At 71.9% G+C, this 19,440-nt stretch carries 18 protein-coding genes; 3 read left to right on the forward strand and 15 right to left on the reverse strand.

All coding sequences use genetic code 11. The features are described from left to right. Positions 1 to 144 precede the first annotated feature (144 nt). The 8 genes from pstB to QK442_RS27865 all read right to left on the reverse strand — a co-directional run bounded on the left by pstB (position 145) and on the right by QK442_RS27865 (position 8,544). A complete protein-coding gene (gene pstB / locus QK442_RS27830; protein WP_282696828.1) occupies positions 145 to 921 on the reverse strand; it encodes a phosphate ABC transporter ATP-binding protein PstB in 777 nt (258 codons plus the stop codon). A gap of 22 nt (positions 922 to 943) precedes the next feature. Then, a complete protein-coding gene (pstA, locus tag QK442_RS27835; RefSeq protein WP_282696829.1) occupies positions 944 to 2,017 on the reverse strand; it encodes a phosphate ABC transporter permease PstA in 1,074 nt (357 codons plus the stop codon). Beyond that, positions 2,014 to 2,997: a phosphate ABC transporter permease subunit PstC gene (gene pstC / locus QK442_RS27840; protein WP_282696830.1), complete on the reverse strand. Its 984-nt coding sequence runs from the start codon at positions 2,995 to 2,997 to the stop codon at positions 2,014 to 2,016. The genes pstA and pstC overlap by 4 nt, the downstream gene beginning before the upstream one ends. 109 nt (positions 2,998 to 3,106) lie before the next feature. After that, positions 3,107 to 4,249, reverse strand: coding sequence for a phosphate ABC transporter substrate-binding protein PstS (gene pstS, locus QK442_RS27845; RefSeq protein WP_282696831.1), 1,143 nt, complete (start codon positions 4,247 to 4,249; stop codon positions 3,107 to 3,109). Between the two features lie 324 nt (positions 4,250 to 4,573). After that, the gene (locus tag QK442_RS27850; protein WP_282696832.1) at positions 4,574 to 5,815 is read right to left on the reverse strand and encodes an ABC transporter permease; all 1,242 of its coding nucleotides are present in this window, start codon (positions 5,813 to 5,815) and stop codon (positions 4,574 to 4,576) included. Continuing rightward, positions 5,812 to 6,555, reverse strand: coding sequence for an ABC transporter ATP-binding protein (locus tag QK442_RS27855; RefSeq protein WP_282696833.1), 744 nt, complete (start codon positions 6,553 to 6,555; stop codon positions 5,812 to 5,814). The genes QK442_RS27850 and QK442_RS27855 overlap by 4 nt, the downstream gene beginning before the upstream one ends. Beyond that, entirely contained in the window at positions 6,552 to 8,036 is a 1,485-nt protein-coding gene (locus QK442_RS27860) for a peptidoglycan-binding protein (RefSeq protein WP_282696834.1), read from the reverse strand. Before QK442_RS27860 ends, QK442_RS27855 begins: the two co-directional genes overlap by 4 nt. A 4-nt stretch (positions 8,037 to 8,040) precedes the next feature. Continuing rightward, positions 8,041 to 8,544, reverse strand: coding sequence for a hypothetical protein (locus QK442_RS27865; RefSeq protein ID WP_282696835.1), 504 nt, complete (start codon positions 8,542 to 8,544; stop codon positions 8,041 to 8,043). A 234-nt stretch (positions 8,545 to 8,778) separates the two neighbouring features. Here QK442_RS27865 and QK442_RS27870 point away from each other — a divergent pair, with 234 nt between their 5' ends. Both QK442_RS27870 and QK442_RS27875 read left to right on the forward strand, forming a co-directional pair. Then, entirely contained in the window at positions 8,779 to 9,207 is a 429-nt protein-coding gene (locus QK442_RS27870; protein ID WP_282696836.1) for a hypothetical protein, read from the forward strand. Positions 9,208 to 9,254: 47 nt separating this feature from the next. Next, positions 9,255 to 10,220, forward strand: a complete 966-nt coding sequence (locus QK442_RS27875; protein WP_282696837.1) for a hypothetical protein — start codon at positions 9,255 to 9,257, stop codon at positions 10,218 to 10,220. Between the two features lie 32 nt (positions 10,221 to 10,252). Here QK442_RS27875 and QK442_RS27880 read toward each other — a convergent pair whose 3' ends face one another. The 7 genes from QK442_RS27880 to mshD form a co-directional block, all read right to left on the reverse strand. After that, on the reverse strand, positions 10,253 to 10,678 hold the full coding sequence (locus QK442_RS27880) for an NUDIX hydrolase (protein ID WP_282696838.1): 426 nt from the start codon (positions 10,676 to 10,678) through the stop codon (positions 10,253 to 10,255). Continuing rightward, positions 10,675 to 11,667 (reverse strand): CHAD domain-containing protein, encoded by a 993-nt coding sequence (locus QK442_RS27885; protein ID WP_282696839.1) that lies wholly within the window; start codon positions 11,665 to 11,667, stop codon positions 10,675 to 10,677. Before QK442_RS27885 ends, QK442_RS27880 begins: the two co-directional genes overlap by 4 nt. Further along, positions 11,654 to 13,930 carry an RNA degradosome polyphosphate kinase gene (locus QK442_RS27890; RefSeq protein WP_282696840.1) on the reverse strand — a complete coding sequence of 759 codons (2,277 nt, stop codon included), beginning with the start codon at positions 13,928 to 13,930 and terminating at the stop codon, positions 11,654 to 11,656. The genes QK442_RS27885 and QK442_RS27890 overlap by 14 nt, the downstream gene beginning before the upstream one ends. 263 nt (positions 13,931 to 14,193) lie before the next feature. Next, positions 14,194 to 15,177 carry an ABC transporter permease gene (locus QK442_RS27895; RefSeq protein ID WP_282696841.1) on the reverse strand — a complete coding sequence of 328 codons (984 nt, stop codon included), beginning with the start codon at positions 15,175 to 15,177 and terminating at the stop codon, positions 14,194 to 14,196. Continuing rightward, positions 15,174 to 16,037 (reverse strand): ABC transporter ATP-binding protein, encoded by an 864-nt coding sequence (locus QK442_RS27900; protein ID WP_282696842.1) that lies wholly within the window; start codon positions 16,035 to 16,037, stop codon positions 15,174 to 15,176. The genes QK442_RS27895 and QK442_RS27900 overlap by 4 nt, the downstream gene beginning before the upstream one ends. After that, entirely contained in the window at positions 16,034 to 16,426 is a 393-nt protein-coding gene (locus QK442_RS27905) for a GntR family transcriptional regulator (protein WP_282696904.1), read from the reverse strand. The genes QK442_RS27900 and QK442_RS27905 overlap by 4 nt, the downstream gene beginning before the upstream one ends. 90 nt (positions 16,427 to 16,516) lie before the next feature. After that, positions 16,517 to 17,443, reverse strand: coding sequence for a mycothiol synthase (gene mshD, locus QK442_RS27910; protein WP_282696843.1), 927 nt, complete (start codon positions 17,441 to 17,443; stop codon positions 16,517 to 16,519). Between the two features lie 160 nt (positions 17,444 to 17,603). Here mshD and QK442_RS27915 point away from each other — a divergent pair, with 160 nt between their 5' ends. Next, positions 17,604 to 19,430, forward strand: coding sequence for a bifunctional metallophosphatase/5'-nucleotidase (locus QK442_RS27915; protein ID WP_282696844.1), 1,827 nt, complete (start codon positions 17,604 to 17,606; stop codon positions 19,428 to 19,430). Positions 19,431 to 19,440: the final 10 nt, after the last annotated feature.

Here is a 19,440-nt window from a genome sequence, read left to right on the forward strand (position 1 = left end):
GATGCGGCGTGGTGCGGCTGCTCTTCGGCTGACGGGTGCCGGTGGCCGACGGCAGGCGCCCGAACGTGGTTGGGCCCGGCTCCCCAGGGGGAGCCGGGCCCTTCGTCGTACGGCGGCACCGCCATGCAGCGCCGTACGACTGCTTTATCCGAAGCGGCCGGAGATGTAGTCCTCGGTCGCCTGGACGCTCGGGTTGGAGAAGATGCGCTCGGTGTCGTCGATCTCGATGAGCTTGCCGGGCTGGCCGACGGCGGCCAGGTTGAAGAACGCGGTCCGGTCCGAGACGCGCGCGGCCTGCTGCATGTTGTGCGTCACGATGACGATCGTGAAGCGCTCCTTCAGCTCGCCGATCAGGTCCTCGATCGCGAGGGTCGAGATCGGGTCGAGGGCCGAGCAGGGCTCGTCCATGAGCAGGACGTCCGGCTCGACGGCGATCGCGCGGGCGATGCACAGACGCTGCTGCTGGCCGCCGGAGAGGCCGGAGCCCGGCTTGTTGAGCCGGTCCTTGACCTCGTTCCACAGGTTGGCGCCCTTGAGGGAGCGCTCGACGATGTCGTTCAGCTCCGCCTTCTTGTAGGAGCCGTTGAGCCGCAGGCCCGCCGCCACGTTGTCGAAGATCGACATGGTGGGGAAGGGGTTGGGGCGCTGGAAGACCATGCCGACGGTACGGCGCACCGCGACCGGGTCGACGCCGGAGCCGTACAGGTTCTCGTCGTCCAGCATCACCTTGCCCTCGACGCGGCCGCCGGGGGTGACCTCGTGCATGCGGTTCAGGGTGCGCAGGAAGGTGGACTTGCCGCAGCCGGAGGGGCCGATGAAGGCCGTCACGGAGCGGGGCTCGACGGTCATGGAGATGTCGTCGATCGCCTTGTGGGCGCCGTAGTAGGCGGAGAGGCCGCTGACGTCGATTCGCTTGGCCATAACTAGTTCACTTCCGTTCGGCTCAGCGGCCGGTCTTCGGGGCCTTCCAGCGGGCGATGCCGCGGGCCACCAGGTTGAGGATCATGACGAAGGCGATCAGGACGAGCGCGGCGGCCCAGGCGCGGGCCACGGCGGCGTCGGTGCCGACCGCGTACTGCTCGTACACGTAGAGCGGCAGGGAGGACTGGGCGCCTTCGAAGGGGTTCGGGTTGATGAGCTTCGTACCGAACACGAGGAGCAGGACGGGGGCCGTCTCGCCGGTGATGCGGGCGACCGCGAGCATCACGCCCGTGGTGATGCCGCCGATGGCGGTGGGCAGGACCACCTTCAGGATCGTCCGCCACTTGGGGACGCCGAGGGCGAGGCTGGCCTCGCGGAGCTCGTTCGGGACGAGCTTGAGCATCTCCTCGGTGGAGCGGACGACGACCGGCATCATCAGGATGGCGAGGGCCATCGCACCGGCGAAACCGGAGGGGCCGAAGCCCAGCATCAGGGTCCAGGTGGAGAGGACGAAGAGGCCGGCGACGATCGACGGGATGCCCGTCATGACGTCGACGAAGAAGGTGACGGCCCTGGCGAGCTTCCCGGTGCCGTACTCGACCAGGTAGACCGCGGTGAGCAGGCCGATCGGCGCGGCGATCAGGGTCGCGATGGCGACCTGCTCGATGGTGCCGAGGAGGGCGTGGTAGACGCCGCCGCCGGCCTCGGCGTCGAGGACGCCGTTCATCGAGTGGGTCAGGAAGTAGCCGTCGAGGACTTCGAGGCCCTTGCTGAGGGTGACCCAGGCGAGGGAGAGCAGCGGGATGACGGCGAGGACGAAGCAGACCCAGACGAGGCTGGTGGCGACGCGGTCCTTGGCCTGGCGGGCGCCCTCGACCTTGGTGGTGAGGACGTAGGTGGCCAGGACGAAGAGGAGCGCGGAGATCATGCCCCACTGCACCTTGCTGTGCCAGCCGGCGGCGAGGCCGATGCCGGTGCCGGCGGCGACGGAGCCGGCGGCGACGGCGAGCGGCGTCCAGCGCGGGAGGCGGGCGTGGGAGAGCGGGCCGCGGGGCTTGGCGAACGCGACCGGACGTTCCTGGACGGCGTGGCTCATGCTGCGGCCCCCGAGTACTCCTTGCGGCGGGCGATGATCCATCGGGCCGCGCCGTTGACCAGCAGGGTGATGACGAAGAGGACGAGACCGGAGGCGATCAGGGCGTCCCGGCCGAACTCGTTGGCCTCGTTGAACTTCGCGGCGATGTTCTGGGCGAAGGTGCCGCCGCCCGGGTCGAGCAGCCGGCCGGAGAGGACGAAGCTGGGCGAGAGGACCACGGCGACGGCCATGGTCTCGCCGAGCGCGCGGCCGAGGCCCAGCATGGAGGCGGAGATGATGCCGGAGCGGCCGAAGGGCAGCACCGCCATGCGGATGACCTCCCAGCGCGTGGCGCCGAGGGCGAGCGCGGCCTCCTCGTGCATCTTCGGGGCCTGGAGGAAGACCTCGCGGGTCACGTTGGTGATGATCGGGAGGATCATGATCGCCAGCAGGATGCCGACGGTGAACATGTTGCGGGCGACGCCGTCGCTGGACTTGTCGAAGATGTACGTCCAGCCCAGGTACTGGTCGAGCCACTTGTTGAGGCCGCCCAGGTAGGGCACGAGGAAGATCGCGCCCCAGAGGCCGTAGATGATGCTGGGCACGGCGGCGAGCAGGTCGACGACGTACGCGAGCGGCTTGGCCAGCTTGCGCGGGGCGTAGTGCGAGATGAAGAGCGCGATGCCGATGGCGACCGGCACGGCGATGGCCATGGCGATGACCGAGGAGACGATCGTGCCGAAGGCGAGGACGGCGATGCCGAAGACCGGCGGGTCGCCCGCCGGGTTCCACTCGAAGGTGGTGAAGAAGTTGGTGCTGTCCTTCGAGACGGCGAGGACCGTGCGGTAGGTCAGGAAGACCGCGATCGCGGCCATGATGACGAGCAGGGTGATGCCGGAGCCCTTGGAGAGGCCGCTGAAGATGCGGTCCCCGGGGCGGGCCGCGCCCTTGGCGCGCCTGCTCCTGTTCTTCTCTGTGGCGGGTGGTGTCGTGGTAACCATCGGTTTCTCCGGTCTGCGGAGCCGTACGGGGTACGGATCCTGGCGGCGGTGCACCGGATGCCGGGGGCGGCGCCTCCACGGGAGGTGAGGGGCCGCCCCCGGCCGGGGGTCAGGACAGGGTCGGGACGATCTGGCGGACCTTGGCGGCGATCTCGGCCGGCATCGGCGCGTAGTCGGCGTCGGCGAGGACCTTCTGGCCCTCCTCGCTGATCGCGTAGTTCAGGAAGGCCTTCAGGGTCGGCAGGGTCTCCGCCTTGTTGCCCTTGTCGCAGGCGATCTCGTAGGTGACGAGGACCAGCGGGTAGGCGCCCTCGGCCTTGGTGGCGTAGTCGAGGGAGAGGGCCACGTCGTTGCCGGTGCCCTTGACCTTGGCGGCGGCGATGGCCTTGGAGGCGTTCTCCGTGGTGGCGGCGACCGGGGCGGAGGCGCCGGTGTTGACGCTGACCGTGGAGATCTTGTTGGCGGTGGCGTAGGAGAGCTCGAAGTAGCCGATGGAGCCCTCGGCGTCCTTGACCGCGGTGGCGACACCGGAGGAGCCGTTGGCGGCCTGGCCGCCCTGGGCGGGCCACGACTTGGACTTCGGGTCGTGCTTCCAGTCGGCCGGGGCGGCGGTCGAGAGGTACTTGCCCAGGTTCTGGGTGGTGCCGGACTCGTCCGAGCGGTGGAAGGCCTGGATGGTGGAGTCGGGGAGCTTGGCGCCCGGGTTCAGCTTGGCGATCGCCGGGTCGTTCCACTTGGTGATCTTGTTGTCGAAGATCTTGGCGATCGTGGAGGCGTCCAGGACGAGGTTGTCCACGCCCTCCAGCTTGTAGCCGATGGCGATGGGGCCGCCGACCATCGGCAGGTTGATGCCGGTGCCGTCCTTGCAGATCTTCTTGGACTCGGCGACCTCTTCGTCCTTCAGGGCGGAGTCGGAGCCCGCGAAGGCGACCTGGCCCTGGTTGAACTTGGTGATGCCGCCGCCGGAGCCGATGGACTGGTAGTTGACCTCGACACCCTCACAGGCGGCCTGGAAGTTCTTCACCCACAGGTCCATCGCGTTCTTCTGCGCGCTGGAGCCCGCGGCGAGCAGCTGGCCCTTGGCGCCCTCGCACGCGATGTTCGAAGCGGCGGCGTTCGTGGTCTTCTCGCCGCCACCCTTGGTGGGCTCGCTGTTGTTGTCCGAACCACACGCCGACAGGACGAGCGCACCGGAGACGACGAGGGCACCGATCGCGGAGGCGCGAAGCCCGTTCTTGCGCGAAAGCTTCACTTTCGGGGGTTCCTTCCAGAGGCCGCCGTGCCCGGACCGGGTGTCCGTCGCTTCGAAGGCGGCGCGTGTCGGGTTGTCCGGTGCATCGTCAGGCTTCGTGCACCGCGTAAGGCCGAAATTAGGCAGAACAGGTGAAGCCGTCGACCGAGGAGAGTGAACGGAAGGTGAACCGTGCCGGAAGGCGCGGTGCGGTCCGGTGTGCGGTGCCGGTCCTGGAGGCCGGGCGGGACACGGGTGACGGGGCGGGACACGGGGTGACAGGACGGGCCGGGATCCAGCAGGCGTCGCCGGGCTTGCGGGCCGGGACGCGCTCACCCGGGCGCTTCAGCGCCGCAGCGCCTCCACCGGCTGGATGCGCGCCGCCCGCCAGGCCGGATACAGCCCGGCCAGCAGCCCCGTGAGCAGCCCGATCGTCGGCGCGGCCGCGACCGTGGCGGGGTGGACGACCGGGGTCCAGTCCCGGACCAGCGCCACCGTCACCACCGTCAGCACACCGAGCGACGTGCCGACCAGCCCGCCGAGCGCGCCGAGTGCGCCCGATTCGGCGAGGAACTGCGTCGTGATGTGCCGTCCCCGGGCGCCGAGCGCCCGCCGCAGACCGATTTCCGCGGTGCGTTCCAGAACCGCCACGAGCGTGGTGTTCGCGATGCCCACGGCGCCGATCACGAGGCAGATCGCGGCGAGCACGAGGAAGAGCTGGCTCAGGTCGCCGCTCACGCTGCCGCGCAGGGACCGCGGGTCCGGCGGGGGCACGGCCTTGAGGTACTCCGGGTGATCGGGACGCAACGCGGTGGGGACCTCGGCCGCTATCTGGCGGGCCGCGCCCAGGTCGGTCGCGATCAGCATGGCGGCGCCCTCGACCGGCGGGCCCCAGATCCGCTCGGCCGTGCGGTGCGGGACGACCACGGACAGCAGGAGGTCCGCCTTGCGTTCGGTGCCGCCGATGATGCCGGCGACCGTGAACGGCTGGTCCCCGACGAACACCACCGGACGCGTCTGCAGAGTGGAGATCCCCAGCCGGGAGGCGACACCGCGCCCGATGAGGGCGACCGGCTGCGACCGGTCCGTCGCGAACTCGTCGTAGAGCCGGCCCTCGACGACCGTGACCGAGGCCGCCCGCAGCACCCCGGGGGACGCCGCGACCACCTCGGCGCGCTCACCGTCCGCCGGCCGACCCGAACTGCCCACCGGTGCCGACCGGACGGAGGTCGTCGGTGGCAGCCGCACCGACCAGTACACCCCGGCGTGCCGTACGCCGGCGAGCCGCTGGACGCGCGCGTCGGCATCCTCGGGGAAGGCCGGGCCGGCGAACTCGTTCTGCTCCCGTGCCACGTCCTGGACGGTGACCTCCGTCGCCGTCAGGGCGTTGAAGCGCGCGTCGATCTGCGAGGACGCGGTGGCGGTCAGGCCCAGGACGGCCACGAAGGCGCCGACCCCGAGCACCGTCCCCAGGGCGGTCAGCACCGAGCGCGCCGGCCTCTGCACCATTCCCGCGAACGCCTCGGACAGCAGGTCCCGCCACCCGAACACCGAGGGTGGCACGACGGGCGTGCCGCGACGGATCACGTCCGTCCTCCCGTCGTGCGTGCCACGGCGGGGGCCACCTCGTCCAGGACCCCGTCACGGATCGTGAGGACACGGCTGCCGCGGGCCGCGACGTCCGGGTCATGGGTGATCACGACGATGGTCATCCCGTCCTCGTGCAGCTCCCTCAGCAGGGCCATGACGGAGGACGCGTTGGCCGAGTCGAGGTTTCCGGTCGGTTCGTCGCACAGCAGCAGGGAGGGGCGGGCGACGAGGGCCCGCGCGATGGCGACGCGCTGCCGTTCGCCGCCGGAGAGCGTGGTCGGGACGGAGTGGACCCTGTCCCCCAGCCCGACGCGTTCCAGCGCGGCGAGGGCACGGTCACCGCGTTCCTTGCGGGGCACACCGCTGTAGACCAGGGCGAGCGCGACGTTCTCCAGGGCGCTGCGGTGCGGGAGCAGGTGGAACGCCTGGAAGACGAAGCCGAGCCGGCGTCCACGCAGGGCGGTCAGCTCGCTGTCCTTCAGCGCGCCCGTGTCGATGCCGTCGAGCAGGTACGTGCCGTTGGAGGGCGTGTCCAGCAGACCCAGGATGTTGAGGAAGCTGGACTTCCCGGAGCCGGAGGGTCCCACCACCGTGAGGAAGGACCCCGGGGCCACGGTGAGGTGACACGGCTTCAGCGCCTCGACCGGCGGGGGCCCGGGGTAGGTCAGGCCGACGTCCCGGAACTCGATGACAGGCGTGTGGTCGTCGTGCGGGAACGCCGGGGTGCCGTGCGTCATGGTCCGCCGCCGACCGTTCCCGTCGTGCTCTCCGGCGCGGCGTCGCGGGCGATCCCGGTGACGACCTCGTCGCCCGCGCGGAGCGGCGTACCGCCGAGGGGGGTCACGGCGACGTATCCGTCGCCGGTCGCGCCGGGGCGGACCTCGACCCGGCGCCGGTCGCCGGAGGCGGTGACCACGGTGACCACCGTCCTGCCGTCGATCTCCGAACTGAGGGCGGTGATGGGGACCACGAGCGCCTTCGTCCCGGTGGATCCCGCCTCGATGGTGAGGCGTACGTCCTGTCCGGTGAGCCGTTCGTCCAGCGCCCGGTCCGGCACCACCTCCACCAGGTAGCCGGATGCCTCGGGGCCGGTCTGCTGTCCGTCGGACTCGCCCTGTGGCGGTTCGGTGGGCGTGTCGGCGACGGACGCGACCCGTGCCGAGGCGGTCACGCCGGTCAGCTCGGAGTGGATCTCGACCTTCTGCTGCGGGCGCAGCAGCTCCTTCTGGTACGTGGGCACGTACGCCTGGACGAGCAGCCGGCCCGCCGAGACGGTGAGCGCGGCCTGCGCGGCCTCGCTGCCCACCTTCCCCTGTACGGCGTCGAGCCGGGCGGGAAAGCTGGTGAGGTAGACGACTTCACCGGCGGGAAGCATGGGACCCGCGGCCGCCTCCGCCTCGGCCAGGATCTCCTGGGCGGCGGCCAGGTCCTCGACCGCTCTGCGTACGATCCGGTCCGCGTCGTCCCTGGCGCTCCTCGTCCCGTCCGTGTGCGTGCCTTCGCCCCGGTTCTTGTCCACGCCTTCGCCCGCGTTCTCGTCCGCGGCCGCCGCCCGCGCGTCCTCCAGGGCGCGTTCGGCTTGCCTCACGGCTGCCCGGGCGGCCGTGAGGGCGGCGCCCTCGTCGTTCTGCGCGGGCAGCGGGGTGTAGCCGGTGTCCCTGTAGAGGGCGGCGAGGGCCGCCTGGGTGCCGGCGCCGAAGACGCCCTTCTCGTCCCGGCCGGCCGGGTGGCCGAGCAGCCCGAGCGCGGTCTGCAACTGGCGTACGTCGTCGCCCGACGAGCCCGGACGCAGATCCCGGTACGAGGGAAGCGAGCCCCGCAGGGCGATGACGGGGCGCCCGCTCACCTCGACGAGCACCTTGCCGTTGCGTATGGCCTCGCCCTGGCGTACCGGAAGCCGGGTCACGACCGGGCTCGTCGCACCCTCACCGGGGCTGACCTGGGGTTTGATCCGCAGCGACTGTTCGGCCGTCACCTGTCCACGGGTGATGACGGAGGTGACGAGCACCCGGTGCTCGACCGGGGCGGTGAGCACGTCGGCCGGGGGCGGGCCCGCGTCCGCGGCCGCCTGTGCGGGCGACTTGACGGTGCCGGCGACCAGCACCCCGCCGACGGTCAGGGCCAGGGCCGTGCCGGCGACGGCCAGCGCCCAGCGCCGACGTCGTGCGGTGGCGCCGGGCCGTGGCGGTGTGGCGGCGCCCTCCTGGGGCTCGTTCACCCGCTCACCCGCCCAAGTGGCCGCTGTCGGTCCCGTCGCCGGGTGCGCACGCACGCTCGGCGACGCGCAGCCGCTCCATGTCCGTGCCCTTGATGCCGGGCGGGAGCGGGACGTCACCCGTCTCGGGGTCGGGATCGGGGTAGTCGGCGAAGCCCTTGCCGCGTACGCACGCGCTGAACTCGCGGGCCTTCGCCAGCCTCTCCGCGGGCGGCACGGCGTCCCGTCGCGGGGGCAGGAGATCCTTGCAGGCGGCTTCGGCGCGCGCCATGCCCTCGGGGTCCTTCGCCGCGGCGTCCTTGTCCACCCGCAGCTGGGCGTCGTCCCGCTTCTCGAGCACGGCGCCCTGATCCTCCAGGCACCGGTAGTAGCCGACGTCCTGGGGGCCGGCCGAGGCGGAACCGGCGGCGCTCGGCGTGCCGGCACCGGCACACCCCACGGCGAGGGCGGCGAGGACGCAGGTGACAGCGGCGGCACGGACACGGCTCGGCACCGCGCGGACGACATTCATGAACTGGCCCCCATGGACTGGTGAGGAGATCTGCTGCGGGATGACCGTCCGCCGGTCACGGGACTGTGGTGGTCGACCACGACTGGGGCTGCCGCCCCCGGATCCCTTCACGATCATCGCCCGGGTCCAGAGATCATAAAAGGGTGGACGTGTGTCATCAAGTCGCTTTAAATGAACGGCATTTGAGTGCCCTCGTCCTAGGGTGCCATCGTGTCGACTTTATGGGGGGAAGACATGAACAGCAGCTCCATGACGCGTCGCCGGCTCGTCGGCGGCGTGCTCGCCGTCGTGGCCATGGCCGGGATCGGACTGGTCACGGCGCCCGGCGCAGCCGCCCTCAACAAGGACGGAAGCCTGGAGGCCTACGAGTTCGGTCTCTACTACAACTCCGGTCAGGGGGGCTGTGTCTTCGATCTGGCCGTCTCCGACTGGGACTTCTCGAACGACACGTTCTGGAGGCCGAGCGGCACCTGCTACGGCTACGGCCAGACCACCAACGACAACACGGCCTCGTACTACAACCGCGACACCGGCACGTGGTGGGTGTACACGGACGCCGACGGTGACGGCGCGGAGGGCACCCTGCCGCCCGGATACAAGGGCGACGCCTCCCGCACCTTCAAGAACCAGATCTCGTCGGCCTTCCCGTACGACGCCCACTGATCAGCGCGACCGCCACGCGGTGTTGCGCGCACGCTTGCGAGGACCACATGCTTTCCGCAGCCCCACACCGCCGCGCCCCGTTCCCGGTCACGGCGCTGGCAGCCGTCGCGTTGCTCAGCGGGTGCTCGGGCGACGGCGCCCGGCCGGCCGGTGCGGCCGCCGAGCCGGCGGTGCCCGCCATCCCCACGATCGCCGAGGCGACGACGCTGAGATTCCCGCTGGACGCCTTCGAGGCGACGGACGAGCAGAACCGCACCCTCGCCCGGGCGCAGGGAATCCTCACCTCCCGGTGCATGGCCCGTTTCGGGTTCCGTTACCAGGCCCCTCAGAACAGTTCGCCGCAGCAGCCGCGCGGCGGTTCCCGGCGCTTCGGCGTCACCGACCTGAAGACCGCCTCGCAGTACGGCTATCGCAATCCGCGGACCGCGGGCTCCGAGCCGCCGCGGGACACCGGGCGGGGGACGCTGAGCAGGACCGCGGAGATCGTGCTGCTGGGGGAGCCGGGGCTGAAGCCCGAGGACCTGCCGGCGAGCCAGCAGGAGGCCGAGAGCGAGGGCGGCAGCGCGACCGAGGCCAACGGCAAGCGCATCCCCTTCGGCGGCTGCACGCGCGAGTCCTTCCTCAAGCTGTACGCGCCGAAGCCGGGCACCGTCGACCTGCTGTACGTCTTCAACCTGCGCAACCAGGCCGATTCCGAGTACCGAGGGGACTCCCGCGTCCGTGCGGTCGACCGGCGTTGGTCCGACTGCATGGCGGAATCCGGCTACAGGACACGGGATCCGCACAACGCGGCCGAGGAGCTCGGGCTGGGCGAGGCGCGGTCGGGCCCCGAGGCGATCAGCGCCGCCAAGGCCGACGTGCTCTGCAAGCACCGGGTCAACCTGGTCGGTGTCCACTACGCGGTCCTGTCGGCCTACGAGCAGCGCGCGGTCGAGAGGAACGCCGAGACCCTGAAGCTCGCGAAGGACCAGCTCGACGAACGCCTTCGACTGGCAGCGGGGCTGACCGGCTGACCGGCTGCGAAACCGCGCCCCGGTACGGGGCCTCAGTGGGCGAGGGCGGACAGAAGAGCCTCCAGCAGCTCGCGGTCACGGGCCTGGCTCAGGCGGGCCCGGGCCGCCTCCGGCGGCAGCCAGCACAGCCGGTCCACCTCCCGGCCGGGGACGAAGCTCCCGCCGAGGGCGCGGGCCGCCCAGTAGACGACCTCCTTGGGGCGGCCGGCGACCGGGTAGCGGACGGTGGGCAGCCGGACGCCCAGCGCACAGGACTGCCCGGTCTCCTCAAGGACCTCCCGCACCGCGCACTCCCCGGCGCTCTCGCCGGGCTTCCGCTTGCCTTTCGGATGCGACCAGTCATCGTATTTCGGCCTGTGCACGAGGGCGATCTCGATGCCCCGGCCGGAGGGCGCCGGCCGCCACAGGACGCAGCCGGCGGCGCGTACCGGAGCGGTCTCGGGGGTCTCGTGGGTCATGGGACGGGGACGGTGGTGGCGTTCCAGGCGCGCTGGAAGGCGAAGCGGGCGGCCTCGACCTCGTGGCGCTGGTCGGCGTGGAGGACGCCGAGGGCGTACGCGGTGGCGGGGGCGATCCGGGGGGTGCGGGCCGCGGCGGCGGCGGCCGCGGCGGCCTCGGCGGCGTCGCGGTGGCGGTCGAGGGCCCGGGCCGCCTCGTAGAGGGGGGCGTCACGGTCGGCGCCGAAGGAGGTCACCTCCGTGGCGTACCGGTGGAGGCGGAGCAGCAGGCGGGTGTGGTGCCAGGGCGCGTCCTGGCTCTCGCCGGCGGCCAGGGCCAGCGCCTCCGCGTTGTACGGGTGGGCGGCGCGGGTCAGCGGCAGGGCGTCGACCGCGTCGAGGAGGCGGCGGCGGGCGACCGAGGCGGAGGCGTCGAGGACCTCGGGGGCGGGGGCCGAGCCCGCCGGGCCCAGCGGCACCTCGGAGGCGAGCAGGGCCACGGCGTCGGCGACGGCGTGGAAGCGGGAGGAGCCGAGGGCCTGGAGGGCGGCCGAGTGGGCCCGGGTCCTGGCCAGGGTGAGCTGCCGCTCCAGGAGGGCCCCGGCCCGGGCGGCGCCGACGGTCAGCCCGGGCCCCTCCGAGCCGCGGGCGGCCGGCACCGGGCCGCTGCCGTGGGAGAGCCGGTTCAGCGCGTCCATGAGCCGGACCAGGCGGGAGGTGCAGGCCTGCTCCAGGGCGAGGGTGCCGGAGAGCCAGGCCAGCTCGGTGCGGAGGTGGTCGGCCCAGGCCGGGTCGAGCAGCGGCCGGAAGGTGTGCAGGCTCCCGCTGATCCGGCGGGCGGCCGCCCGCAGCGTGCCGGCGGCCTCCTCCGCTCCCGACGTGTCCGCGCCGCTCTCGCCGTGCTGCCGCAGGCCGCGGAGGAAGTCCGCGGCCCGGGCGTGCAGGTAGGGGGCCAGGACCTCCCCCGCGGTCACGTCGTGAAGGGACTGCGTGGGGTCAAGGTTGGGCACGCCGGCGCCTCCGCGCGTCGATGAGCATCTCCTGCACGTGCCGCAGCGGCTTGCCCTCCGGGTCGGTCGCGTGGCGCGTCCAGTTCCCGTCCGGGCCGAGGTGCCAGGAGGAGGTGGTGTCGGACATCCCGGTCTCCAGGAGCCGGGTGAGGGCCGCCCGGTGGGCGGGGTCGGAGACCCGGACCAGGGCCTCGATGCGCCGGTCCAGGTTGCGGTGCATCATGTCGGCGCTGCCGAGCCACACCTCGGGCTCGCCGCCGTTGCCGAAGGCGAAGACCCGGGAGTGCTCCAGGAAGCGGCCGAGGACCGAGCGGACCCGGATGTTCTCGGAGAGGCCGGGGACGCCGGGCCGCACGGCGCAGATGCCGCGGACCCAGATGTCGACCGGGACGCCGGCCCGGGAGGCCCGGTAGCAGGCGTCGATGACGGCCTCGTCGACCATCGAGTTGACCTTGATCTTCACGTACGCGGGCCGCCCGGCCCGGTGGTGGGCGATCTCCTTGGTGATCCGGGAGACCAGGCCGTCGCGGAGCGACTTCGGGGCGGTGAGCAGCCGCCGGTACGTCTCGCGCCGTGAGTAGCCGGAGAGCCGGTTGAAGAGGTCGGAGAGGTCCGCGCCGACCTGCGGGTCGGCGGTGAGCAGGCCCAGGTCCTCGTAGAGCCTGGCGGTCTTCGGGTGGTAGTTGCCGGTGCCGACGTGCGAGTACCGGCGCAGCAGGTCGCCCTCCTGGCGTACCACCAGGGACAGCTTGCAGTGGGTCTTGAGCCCGACCAGGCCGTAGACGACGTGGCAGCCGGCCTCCTCCAGCTTCCGCGCCCACTTGATGTTGGCCTGCTCGTCGAAGCGGGCCTTGATCTCGACGAGGACGAGGACCTGCTTGCCGGACTCGGCGGCGTCGATGAGGGCGTCGACTATGGGGGAGTCGCCGGAGGTCCGGTACAGCGTCTGCTTGATCGCGAGGACGTCCGGGTCGGCCGCCGCCTGCTCCAGGAAGGCCTGGACGGAGGTGGAGAAGGAGTCGTACGGGTGGTGCAGGAGCACGTCCCGCTCGCGCAGCGCGCCGAAGACGTCGGGCGCGGACGCGGACTCGACCTCGGCGAGGTCCCGGTGGGTGCCGGCGACGAACTTCGGGTACTTGAGCTCGGGCCGGTCCTGCCCGGCGATCCCGAACAGGCCGGTGAGGTCGAGCGGTCCCGGCAGCGGGTAGACCTCGGCGTCGGAGATCTTCAGCTCGCGCACGAGCAGGTCGAGCACGTACGGGTCGATGGACTCCTCGACCTCCAGGCGCACCGGCGGGCCGAAGCGGCGCCGCATGAGCTCCTTCTCCAGGGCCATCAGGAGGTTCTCGGCGTCGTCCTCCTCGACCTCCAGGTCCTCGTTCCGCGTCACCCGGAACATGTGGTGCGCGAGCACCTCCATGCCGGGGAACAGCTCCTCCAGGTGCGCCGCGATGACGTCCTCCAGGGGCACGTACCGCTGCGGGGAGGCCTCCAGGAAGCGGGAGAGCAGCGGCGGCACCTTGACGCGGGCGAAGTGGCGGTGGCCGCTGACCGGGTTGCGGACGACGACGGCCAGGTTGAGGGAGAGGCCGGAGATGTACGGGAAGGGGTGCGCCGGGTCCACGGCGAGCGGGGTGAGGACGGGGAAGATCCGCTGCCGGAAGAGCGTGAACAGCCCCGCCTGCTCCTTCTCCGTGAGCTCGGGCCAGCGGATCAGGTGGATGCCCTCGTCGGCCAGGGCCGGGGCGACGTCCTGCTGGTAGCAGGCGGCGTGCCGGGCCATCAGCTCGCGGGAGCGGGTCCAGATGAGGTCGAGGACCTCGCGGGGCTGGAGCCCGGAGGCGGAGCGGGTGGCGACGCCGGTGGCGATGCGGCGCTTGAGTCCCGCGACCCGGACCATGAAGAACTCGTCGAGGTTCGAGGCGAAGATCGCGAGGAAGTTCGCCCGCTCCAGGAGGGGCGTCGTCGGGTCCTCGGCGAGTTCGAGCACCCGCTCGTTGAAGGCGAGCCAGCTGCGCTCGCGGTCGAGGAAGCGGCCCTGGGGGAGCTCCCCGGAGCCGTCGTCGTCGCCGCCGTCGTACGCGTCGTACGCGTCGATCTCGGAGTCGAGGCCGGTGTCGAGACCGGTGCCGAGGGCGGTGTCGAGGCCGTCCGCGGCCTCGGGGGCCGCGTGCGGGCGGTGGGCCGCTATGGAACCCAGGGACGGCTGCGGGGACGCGGTGGCGGAGGTCTGGACCGGGACCTCGGCGGGCTGCTGGCTCATGGCCCCATTCTTCCGCGCGATGGGGCCCTCGGGCGCGTCGGAGCGGACCGTGGGGGAGGGCAGTCTCCCCTTGGGAAGTCTTCCCGGGGAGGGGACCCCGCCGGGCATGATCACGGATCGCTTCATTGCGTGAGCGTCGCAAGCGCGTCTGAATGGCCGGTAACGACGACATGTCGTACGGGAATCGGGGGCGGGGCCTGTGACGGCCCCGCCCCCGTGGGTTCACCCGTACGGGCTACGGGTGTCGGTTTACGGGTGTCGGTTTACGGGTGCCGGGCGCGGAGGACCCGGAAGGCCGCGAGGGTCGCGAGGGCGGCGAGGGCGAGGACGATGCCGGTCTCGATGAGCTGGGTGGGCCAGAGGTGGGAGACGGGGTGGTAGTCGAGGAACTGCGTGGTGATGCCGTGCTCGGCGTGGCACTGGGCCTCCACCTTGCCCCAGATCCCTTCCTGGGCGTCCACCCCGGAGGCCCGGTTCGCCTGCTCCCAGCAGATCATCCGGTCGAAGCGGGCACCGGACGGGGTGAGTAGGCCGGAGTCCATGGCCAGATAGTCCTCCGGGACCATGAGGGAGTGGCTGAGGGGGCCGGTGATCCTCTCCGTCGACAGGATGGACCAGCGGTACGAGGTGAAGGCGAGCGTCACCACGCCCATGACCAGTCCTGCGGCGGACATGGCGAGGAGGGTGCGGCGGACGAGCTGGCCGATCAGGGCGCCGACGGCGACGGCGGCGAGGACGTGGGCGAAGAGGACGATGCCGGTCAGCGCGTAGGTGCCCGGGTCGCCCCAGAAGAAGCCCCAGCCCTCCTCCACCCGGCTGTGGCCGAACTGGAAGACGCCCATGGCGGCGAGCACGGCGAGGACCGCGACGCCGGCCGCGACGGCGAGCTTGGACCGGAGCCAGGCGGCCGGGCTCACCGACTGGGTGAGGGAGAGCTGGTACGTCCCCGACTCGTACTCGCGCGCCACCATCGGGCCCGCGACCAGGGCGGCGACGGCGAGCGGCAGCAGGATCGCGCCTCCGCCGACGTACTCCAGCGCCCAGCGAAGTGTGTGGTACCCGCTGTTGTCGGGGGACGGGACCCATCCCCCGTTCTCCACGCGCACGTCCGGATACTGCGCGTCCCAGATCCGCAGCCCGCCGATCACGGCGAAGGCCAGGACCACCGCCGCGCCCGCGATCCACAGCGTCCGCCGGTACTGGCGGACCGTCACCCAGGCCGGGCCCTTCAGGGAGAGGCTGCTCATGCGGTGGCTCCTTCGGGGTTGCGCAGGTGGGCGAGGAGGAGTTCCTCCAGGGAGGGTTCGGCGGTCTCCCAGGGGCCCTCTATGGGGCCCTCGCGGCGGACCAGGGCCGTGAGCTGACGGCCCGTCGTACGGGAGTCGACGACCGTGTGCGGGGCGAGGTCGGCGACCGGGCCGGTGAGCAGGGTGTGCGCGGCGAGCAGGTCGTCGACGGCGCCGTCGAGGCGGACGCGGCCGCCGGCGAGCAGCATCAGGTGGTCGCAGGCGCCCTCCAGCTCGGTGAGGATGTGCGAGGACATGACGACCGTCGTCCCGCGCTCGGCCGCGTCGGACATCAGCAGGCCCATCAGCTGGTGGCGGGCGAGCGGGTCGAGGTCGGCCATCGGCTCGTCGAGGAGGAGGAGTCCGGCGCGCTTGCCGAGGGCGAGCGCGAGGGCGACGCGGGTGCGCTGGCCGCCGGAGAGGTGGTGGACGAGGGTGTCGGAGGAGAAGCCGCCGCCCTCGACGACCCGGAGCGCGGCGGCGTCGTCCCAGCGGCCGGGGTTGAGCTCGCGGCCCATGCGGAGGGTGTCGGCGACGGTGAGCCGGGGGTGCAGCGGCTTGGCCTGGGCGATGTAGGCCAGGTCCTCGCGGGCGGGTCCTTCGAGGGTGCCCTCGGTGGGGCGGAGCAGGCCGGCGGCGAGGGCGAGGAGGGTGGACTTGCCGGCGCCGTTGGGGCCGACGAGAGCGCAGATCCGGCCGACGGGGAGGGCGAAGTCGCACTCCCGGAGCGCCCAGCCGCCCTTCCGGACGCCGTACTTCCCGCCGTATTTCTTGCCCAGGAGATCCGCCCGCAGGGCGATCCCCTCGCTGGTCGTGGTCACTTTTCCTCGTCCCCCTCGAAGTGCTGTGCCAGTACGGCGGTGAAGAGCGCGGACACGTCCTCGCGGTCCAGTCCCGCGGCGCGCGCCCGGCGGGCCCAGGCGTCGAGCTCGCCCCGGAGGGGGGAGTCGGCGGGGGCGGTGGTGCCGAGCGTGGCGCGGACGAAGGTGCCGAGGCCCCGGCGGGCCTCGACGAGGCCCTCGCGTTCGAGTTCGCGGTAGGCCTTGAGGACGGTGTTCGGGTTGATGGCCGTCGCCTCGACGACCTCGCGTGCGGTGGGCAGGCGGTCGCCCGGCTCCAGGAGGCCCATCCGGAGGGCCTGTTTCGTCTGCTGGACGATCTGGAGGTAGGTGGCGACGCCGCTGCGCCGGTCGATGCGGTACTCGACCACGTTCCTTTGCACCACCCTTTCACTAATCAAGTAGTGAAAGGGTGGTGGAAAGAAGGGGGCGGTGTCAACCGCCCCCTCCGATCTGCGCGTTCAGGACTCCGAGCGGTACATCAGGTCCACCTCGTGGGTCCGGAAGCCCATTCCCTCGTACACCCGCACCGCCGCCGTGTTGTCGGCGTCCACGTACAGCATCGCCGTCGGCAGTCCCTGCCCCGCCAGGTGCCGCAGCCCCGTCGCGGTGAGGGCCTTGCCGAGGCCGCCGCCCTGCGCCTCCGGCAGGATCCCGACCACGTACACCTCACCGAGCCGCTCCTCGGCGTGCACCTTCGTCCAGTGGAAGCCGACCAGTTCGCCGTCCTTCTCCGCGAGGAAGAAGCCCTTCGGGTCGAACCACGGCTCCGCCATCCGGTCGTCCAGGTCCCGCTGGGTCAGCGAGCCCTGCTCGGGGTGGTGGGCGAAGGCGGCCGCGTTGACCGCCAGCCAGGCGGCGTCGTCCTGGCCGGGCACGAAGGTGCGGATCGTGACGCCCTCGGGGAGGACCGGCTCGGGGATGTCCAGGGGGGCCAGCGGGCGGCGCAGCTGCCGCAGTTCGCGGAAGAGGGTGAGGCCCAGGACCTGGGCGAGGTGGCGGGCGGACGGCTTGCCGCCGTGCGCCCAGACCCGCAGCCGCTTGCCGGAGGCGCCGAGGAGGGCGGTGCCGAGGGCGCGCCCGTGGCCCCGGCCGCGCTGCTCGGGGTGGACGACCAGCTCGGCGGCCGGGGCCTCGACCGGGTCGGTCTCCTCCAGCTGGGCGTAGCCGTACAACTGTGTGCCGACCGTGAGCAGGAAGTGGCGCACCCCCTCGCGCCGGCCGTGGCGGAGGTAGAGGCGGCCCTGTTCGGACACCGCGTGCACGCCGTCGGCGCGGTCCGCGGCCGTGAGCAGGTCCATGACCTCCTGGACCTGCTCGGGGGTGAGCTCGTCGTACGTCTGGATCTGCCGTCCCGGTTCGAGGGCGGGTGCCGCGTCGGAAGTCATGGGACGAGCCTACGGCGACACCCCGTCAGCCAGCGGCAACTGTCTTGTAACCCACTCCCCCCTGTTGCGCTACGCGCGTTGACCTTAGGCTGCGTCCGCGGAGCGGGCGAATGCTCGACGTCGTGAATCGGGGCAAAGGGTAAAGGGGACCACGGAAGAGATGGCAGTGAACCGCAGGAAGAGCAAGGCCGGGCGGCGGATTCTCGCCGCCGGCGCGGGGCTGGCGACGGTCGGAGCGCTCGTCGCCGCGCTGCCGGCGGGCGCCTCGCAGGGCGCCGCCGAGGCCGCCGCGGGCGGGACGAACGGCAAGGGCTGGGGCCGGATGGTCGACGTCCAGCTGCTGTCCTTCAACGACCTGCACGGCAACCTGGAGCCGCCGGCCGGTTCCTCGGGTCGGGTCACGCACGTCCACGAGGACGGGACGACGACGCAGATCGACGCCGGCGGTGTCGAGTACCTGGCGACGCACCTGCGCAAGGCCCGCCAGGGGAATCGTTACTCCATCACGGCGGCCGCCGGTGACATGATCGGCGGCTCGCCGCTGCTCTCCGGTCTCTTCCACGACGAGCCGACGATCGAGGCGCTCAACAAGCTCGACCTGGACGTCACCTCGGTCGGCAACCACGAGTTCGACGAGGGCGCGGTCGAGCTGGCCCGCATGCAGAACGGTGGCTGCCACCCGACGGCCGGCTGCTACGTGCCGGGCGAGAAGTTCCAGGGCGCCGACTTCCCGTACCTCGCGGCCAACGTGACGAACGAGAAGACGGGCAAGCCGATCCTCGACCCGACCTTCGTCTGGGAGAAGGGCGGCGTCCGCATCGGCTTCATCGGCGTGACCCTGGAGGGCACCGCCAACATCGTCACCGCCGAGGGCGTCAAGGGCCTGAAGTTCGGTGACGAGGTCGAGACGATCAACAAGTACGCGAAGATCCTGGAGCGTCAGGGCGTCAAGTCCATCGTCGCCCTGATCCACGAGGGCGGCGCGCCGGCCTCGTCCGCGTACAACTACGACTGCGACAGCCCCGGTCCGGGCGACGGCATCTCCGGCCCGATCGTCGAGATCGCGAAGAACATCTCGCCGCAGGTCGACGCGCTGGTCACCGGCCACACCCACCAGGCGTACGCGTGCACCATCAAGGACCCGGCGGGCAAGCCGCGCCTGGTCACCTCGGCGGCCTCCTTCGGCAAGCTGTACACCGACACGACGCTGACCTACGACCGCCGCACCAAGGACATCGTCCGCACCGCGGTCGCCTCGGCCAACCACGTCGTCACGCGTGACGTGGCGAAGGCCGCGGACATGACGAAGCTGATCGAGGACTGGCGGACCCTCTCCGCGCCGATCGCCAACCGCCCGCAGGGCTGGATCGCCGCCGACATCAACGGCCGCGGCTCCACGGCGTACGAGAAGCCGCTCGGCGACCTGATCGCCGACGCGCAGCTGGAGGGCACGGCCCCGGCGGACAAGGGCGGCGCCCAGCTGGCCCTGATGAACCCGGGCGGCATCCGCGGGGACCTCGTCCACAAGGCCTCGGGCTCCGAGGGCGACGGCGTGGTGACCTACGGCGAGGCCTTCACGGTCCAGCCCTTCACCAACATGATGAACGTGGTCGACCTGACCGGCGCCAACCTGATCGAGGCGCTGAAGCAGCAGGTCAGCGGCCGTAACGAGGAGTCCCCGAAGATCCTCCAGATCTCGGAGGGCCTGACCTACACGCTCGACATGACCAAGACGGGCGCGGACCGCGTCGTCGAGTCCACGATCAGGCTGAACGGCGAGCCGATCGACCCGTCGAAGACCTACCGGGTCGCGATGAACGAGTTCCTGGCGGGCGGCGGCGACGGTTTCGCGGCCCTGGCCACCGGCACGAACAAGCTGGTCGGCGCCTCGGACCTCGACCTCCTCAACGCCTACCTCGCGGCCCACTCCACCGCCGCGACCCCGCTGCCGGTCCCGGCGGCGGACCGCATCACGGTCGTCCAGTAATCCTCCAGCA

Source organism: Streptomyces sp. CC208A, assembly GCF_030010625.1.
In the GTDB taxonomy this organism is placed as follows: Bacteria; Actinomycetota; Actinomycetes; order Streptomycetales; family Streptomycetaceae; genus Streptomyces.

Coding starts and splice junctions, on each gene's coding strand:
- pstB (WP_282696828.1), bottom strand. CDS start 921: ATGGCCAAGCGAATCGACGTCAGCGGCCTCTCCGCCTACTACGGCGCC.
- pstA (WP_282696829.1), bottom strand. CDS start 2,017: ATGAGCCACGCCGTCCAGGAACGTCCGGTCGCGTTCGCCAAGCCCCGC.
- pstC (WP_282696830.1), bottom strand. CDS start 2,997: ATGGTTACCACGACACCACCCGCCACAGAGAAGAACAGGAGCAGGCGC.
- QK442_RS27855 (WP_282696833.1), bottom strand. CDS start 6,555: ATGACGCACGGCACCCCGGCGTTCCCGCACGACGACCACACGCCTGTC.
- QK442_RS27865 (WP_282696835.1), bottom strand. CDS start 8,544: ATGAATGTCGTCCGCGCGGTGCCGAGCCGTGTCCGTGCCGCCGCTGTC.
- QK442_RS27870 (WP_282696836.1), top strand. CDS start 8,779: ATGAACAGCAGCTCCATGACGCGTCGCCGGCTCGTCGGCGGCGTGCTC.
- QK442_RS27875 (WP_282696837.1), top strand. CDS start 9,255: ATGCTTTCCGCAGCCCCACACCGCCGCGCCCCGTTCCCGGTCACGGCG.
- QK442_RS27880 (WP_282696838.1), bottom strand. CDS start 10,678: ATGACCCACGAGACCCCCGAGACCGCTCCGGTACGCGCCGCCGGCTGC.
- QK442_RS27890 (WP_282696840.1), bottom strand. CDS start 13,930: ATGAGCCAGCAGCCCGCCGAGGTCCCGGTCCAGACCTCCGCCACCGCG.
- QK442_RS27895 (WP_282696841.1), bottom strand. CDS start 15,177: ATGAGCAGCCTCTCCCTGAAGGGCCCGGCCTGGGTGACGGTCCGCCAG.
- mshD (WP_282696843.1), bottom strand. CDS start 17,443: ATGACTTCCGACGCGGCACCCGCCCTCGAACCGGGACGGCAGATCCAG.
- QK442_RS27915 (WP_282696844.1), top strand. CDS start 17,604: ATGGCAGTGAACCGCAGGAAGAGCAAGGCCGGGCGGCGGATTCTCGCC.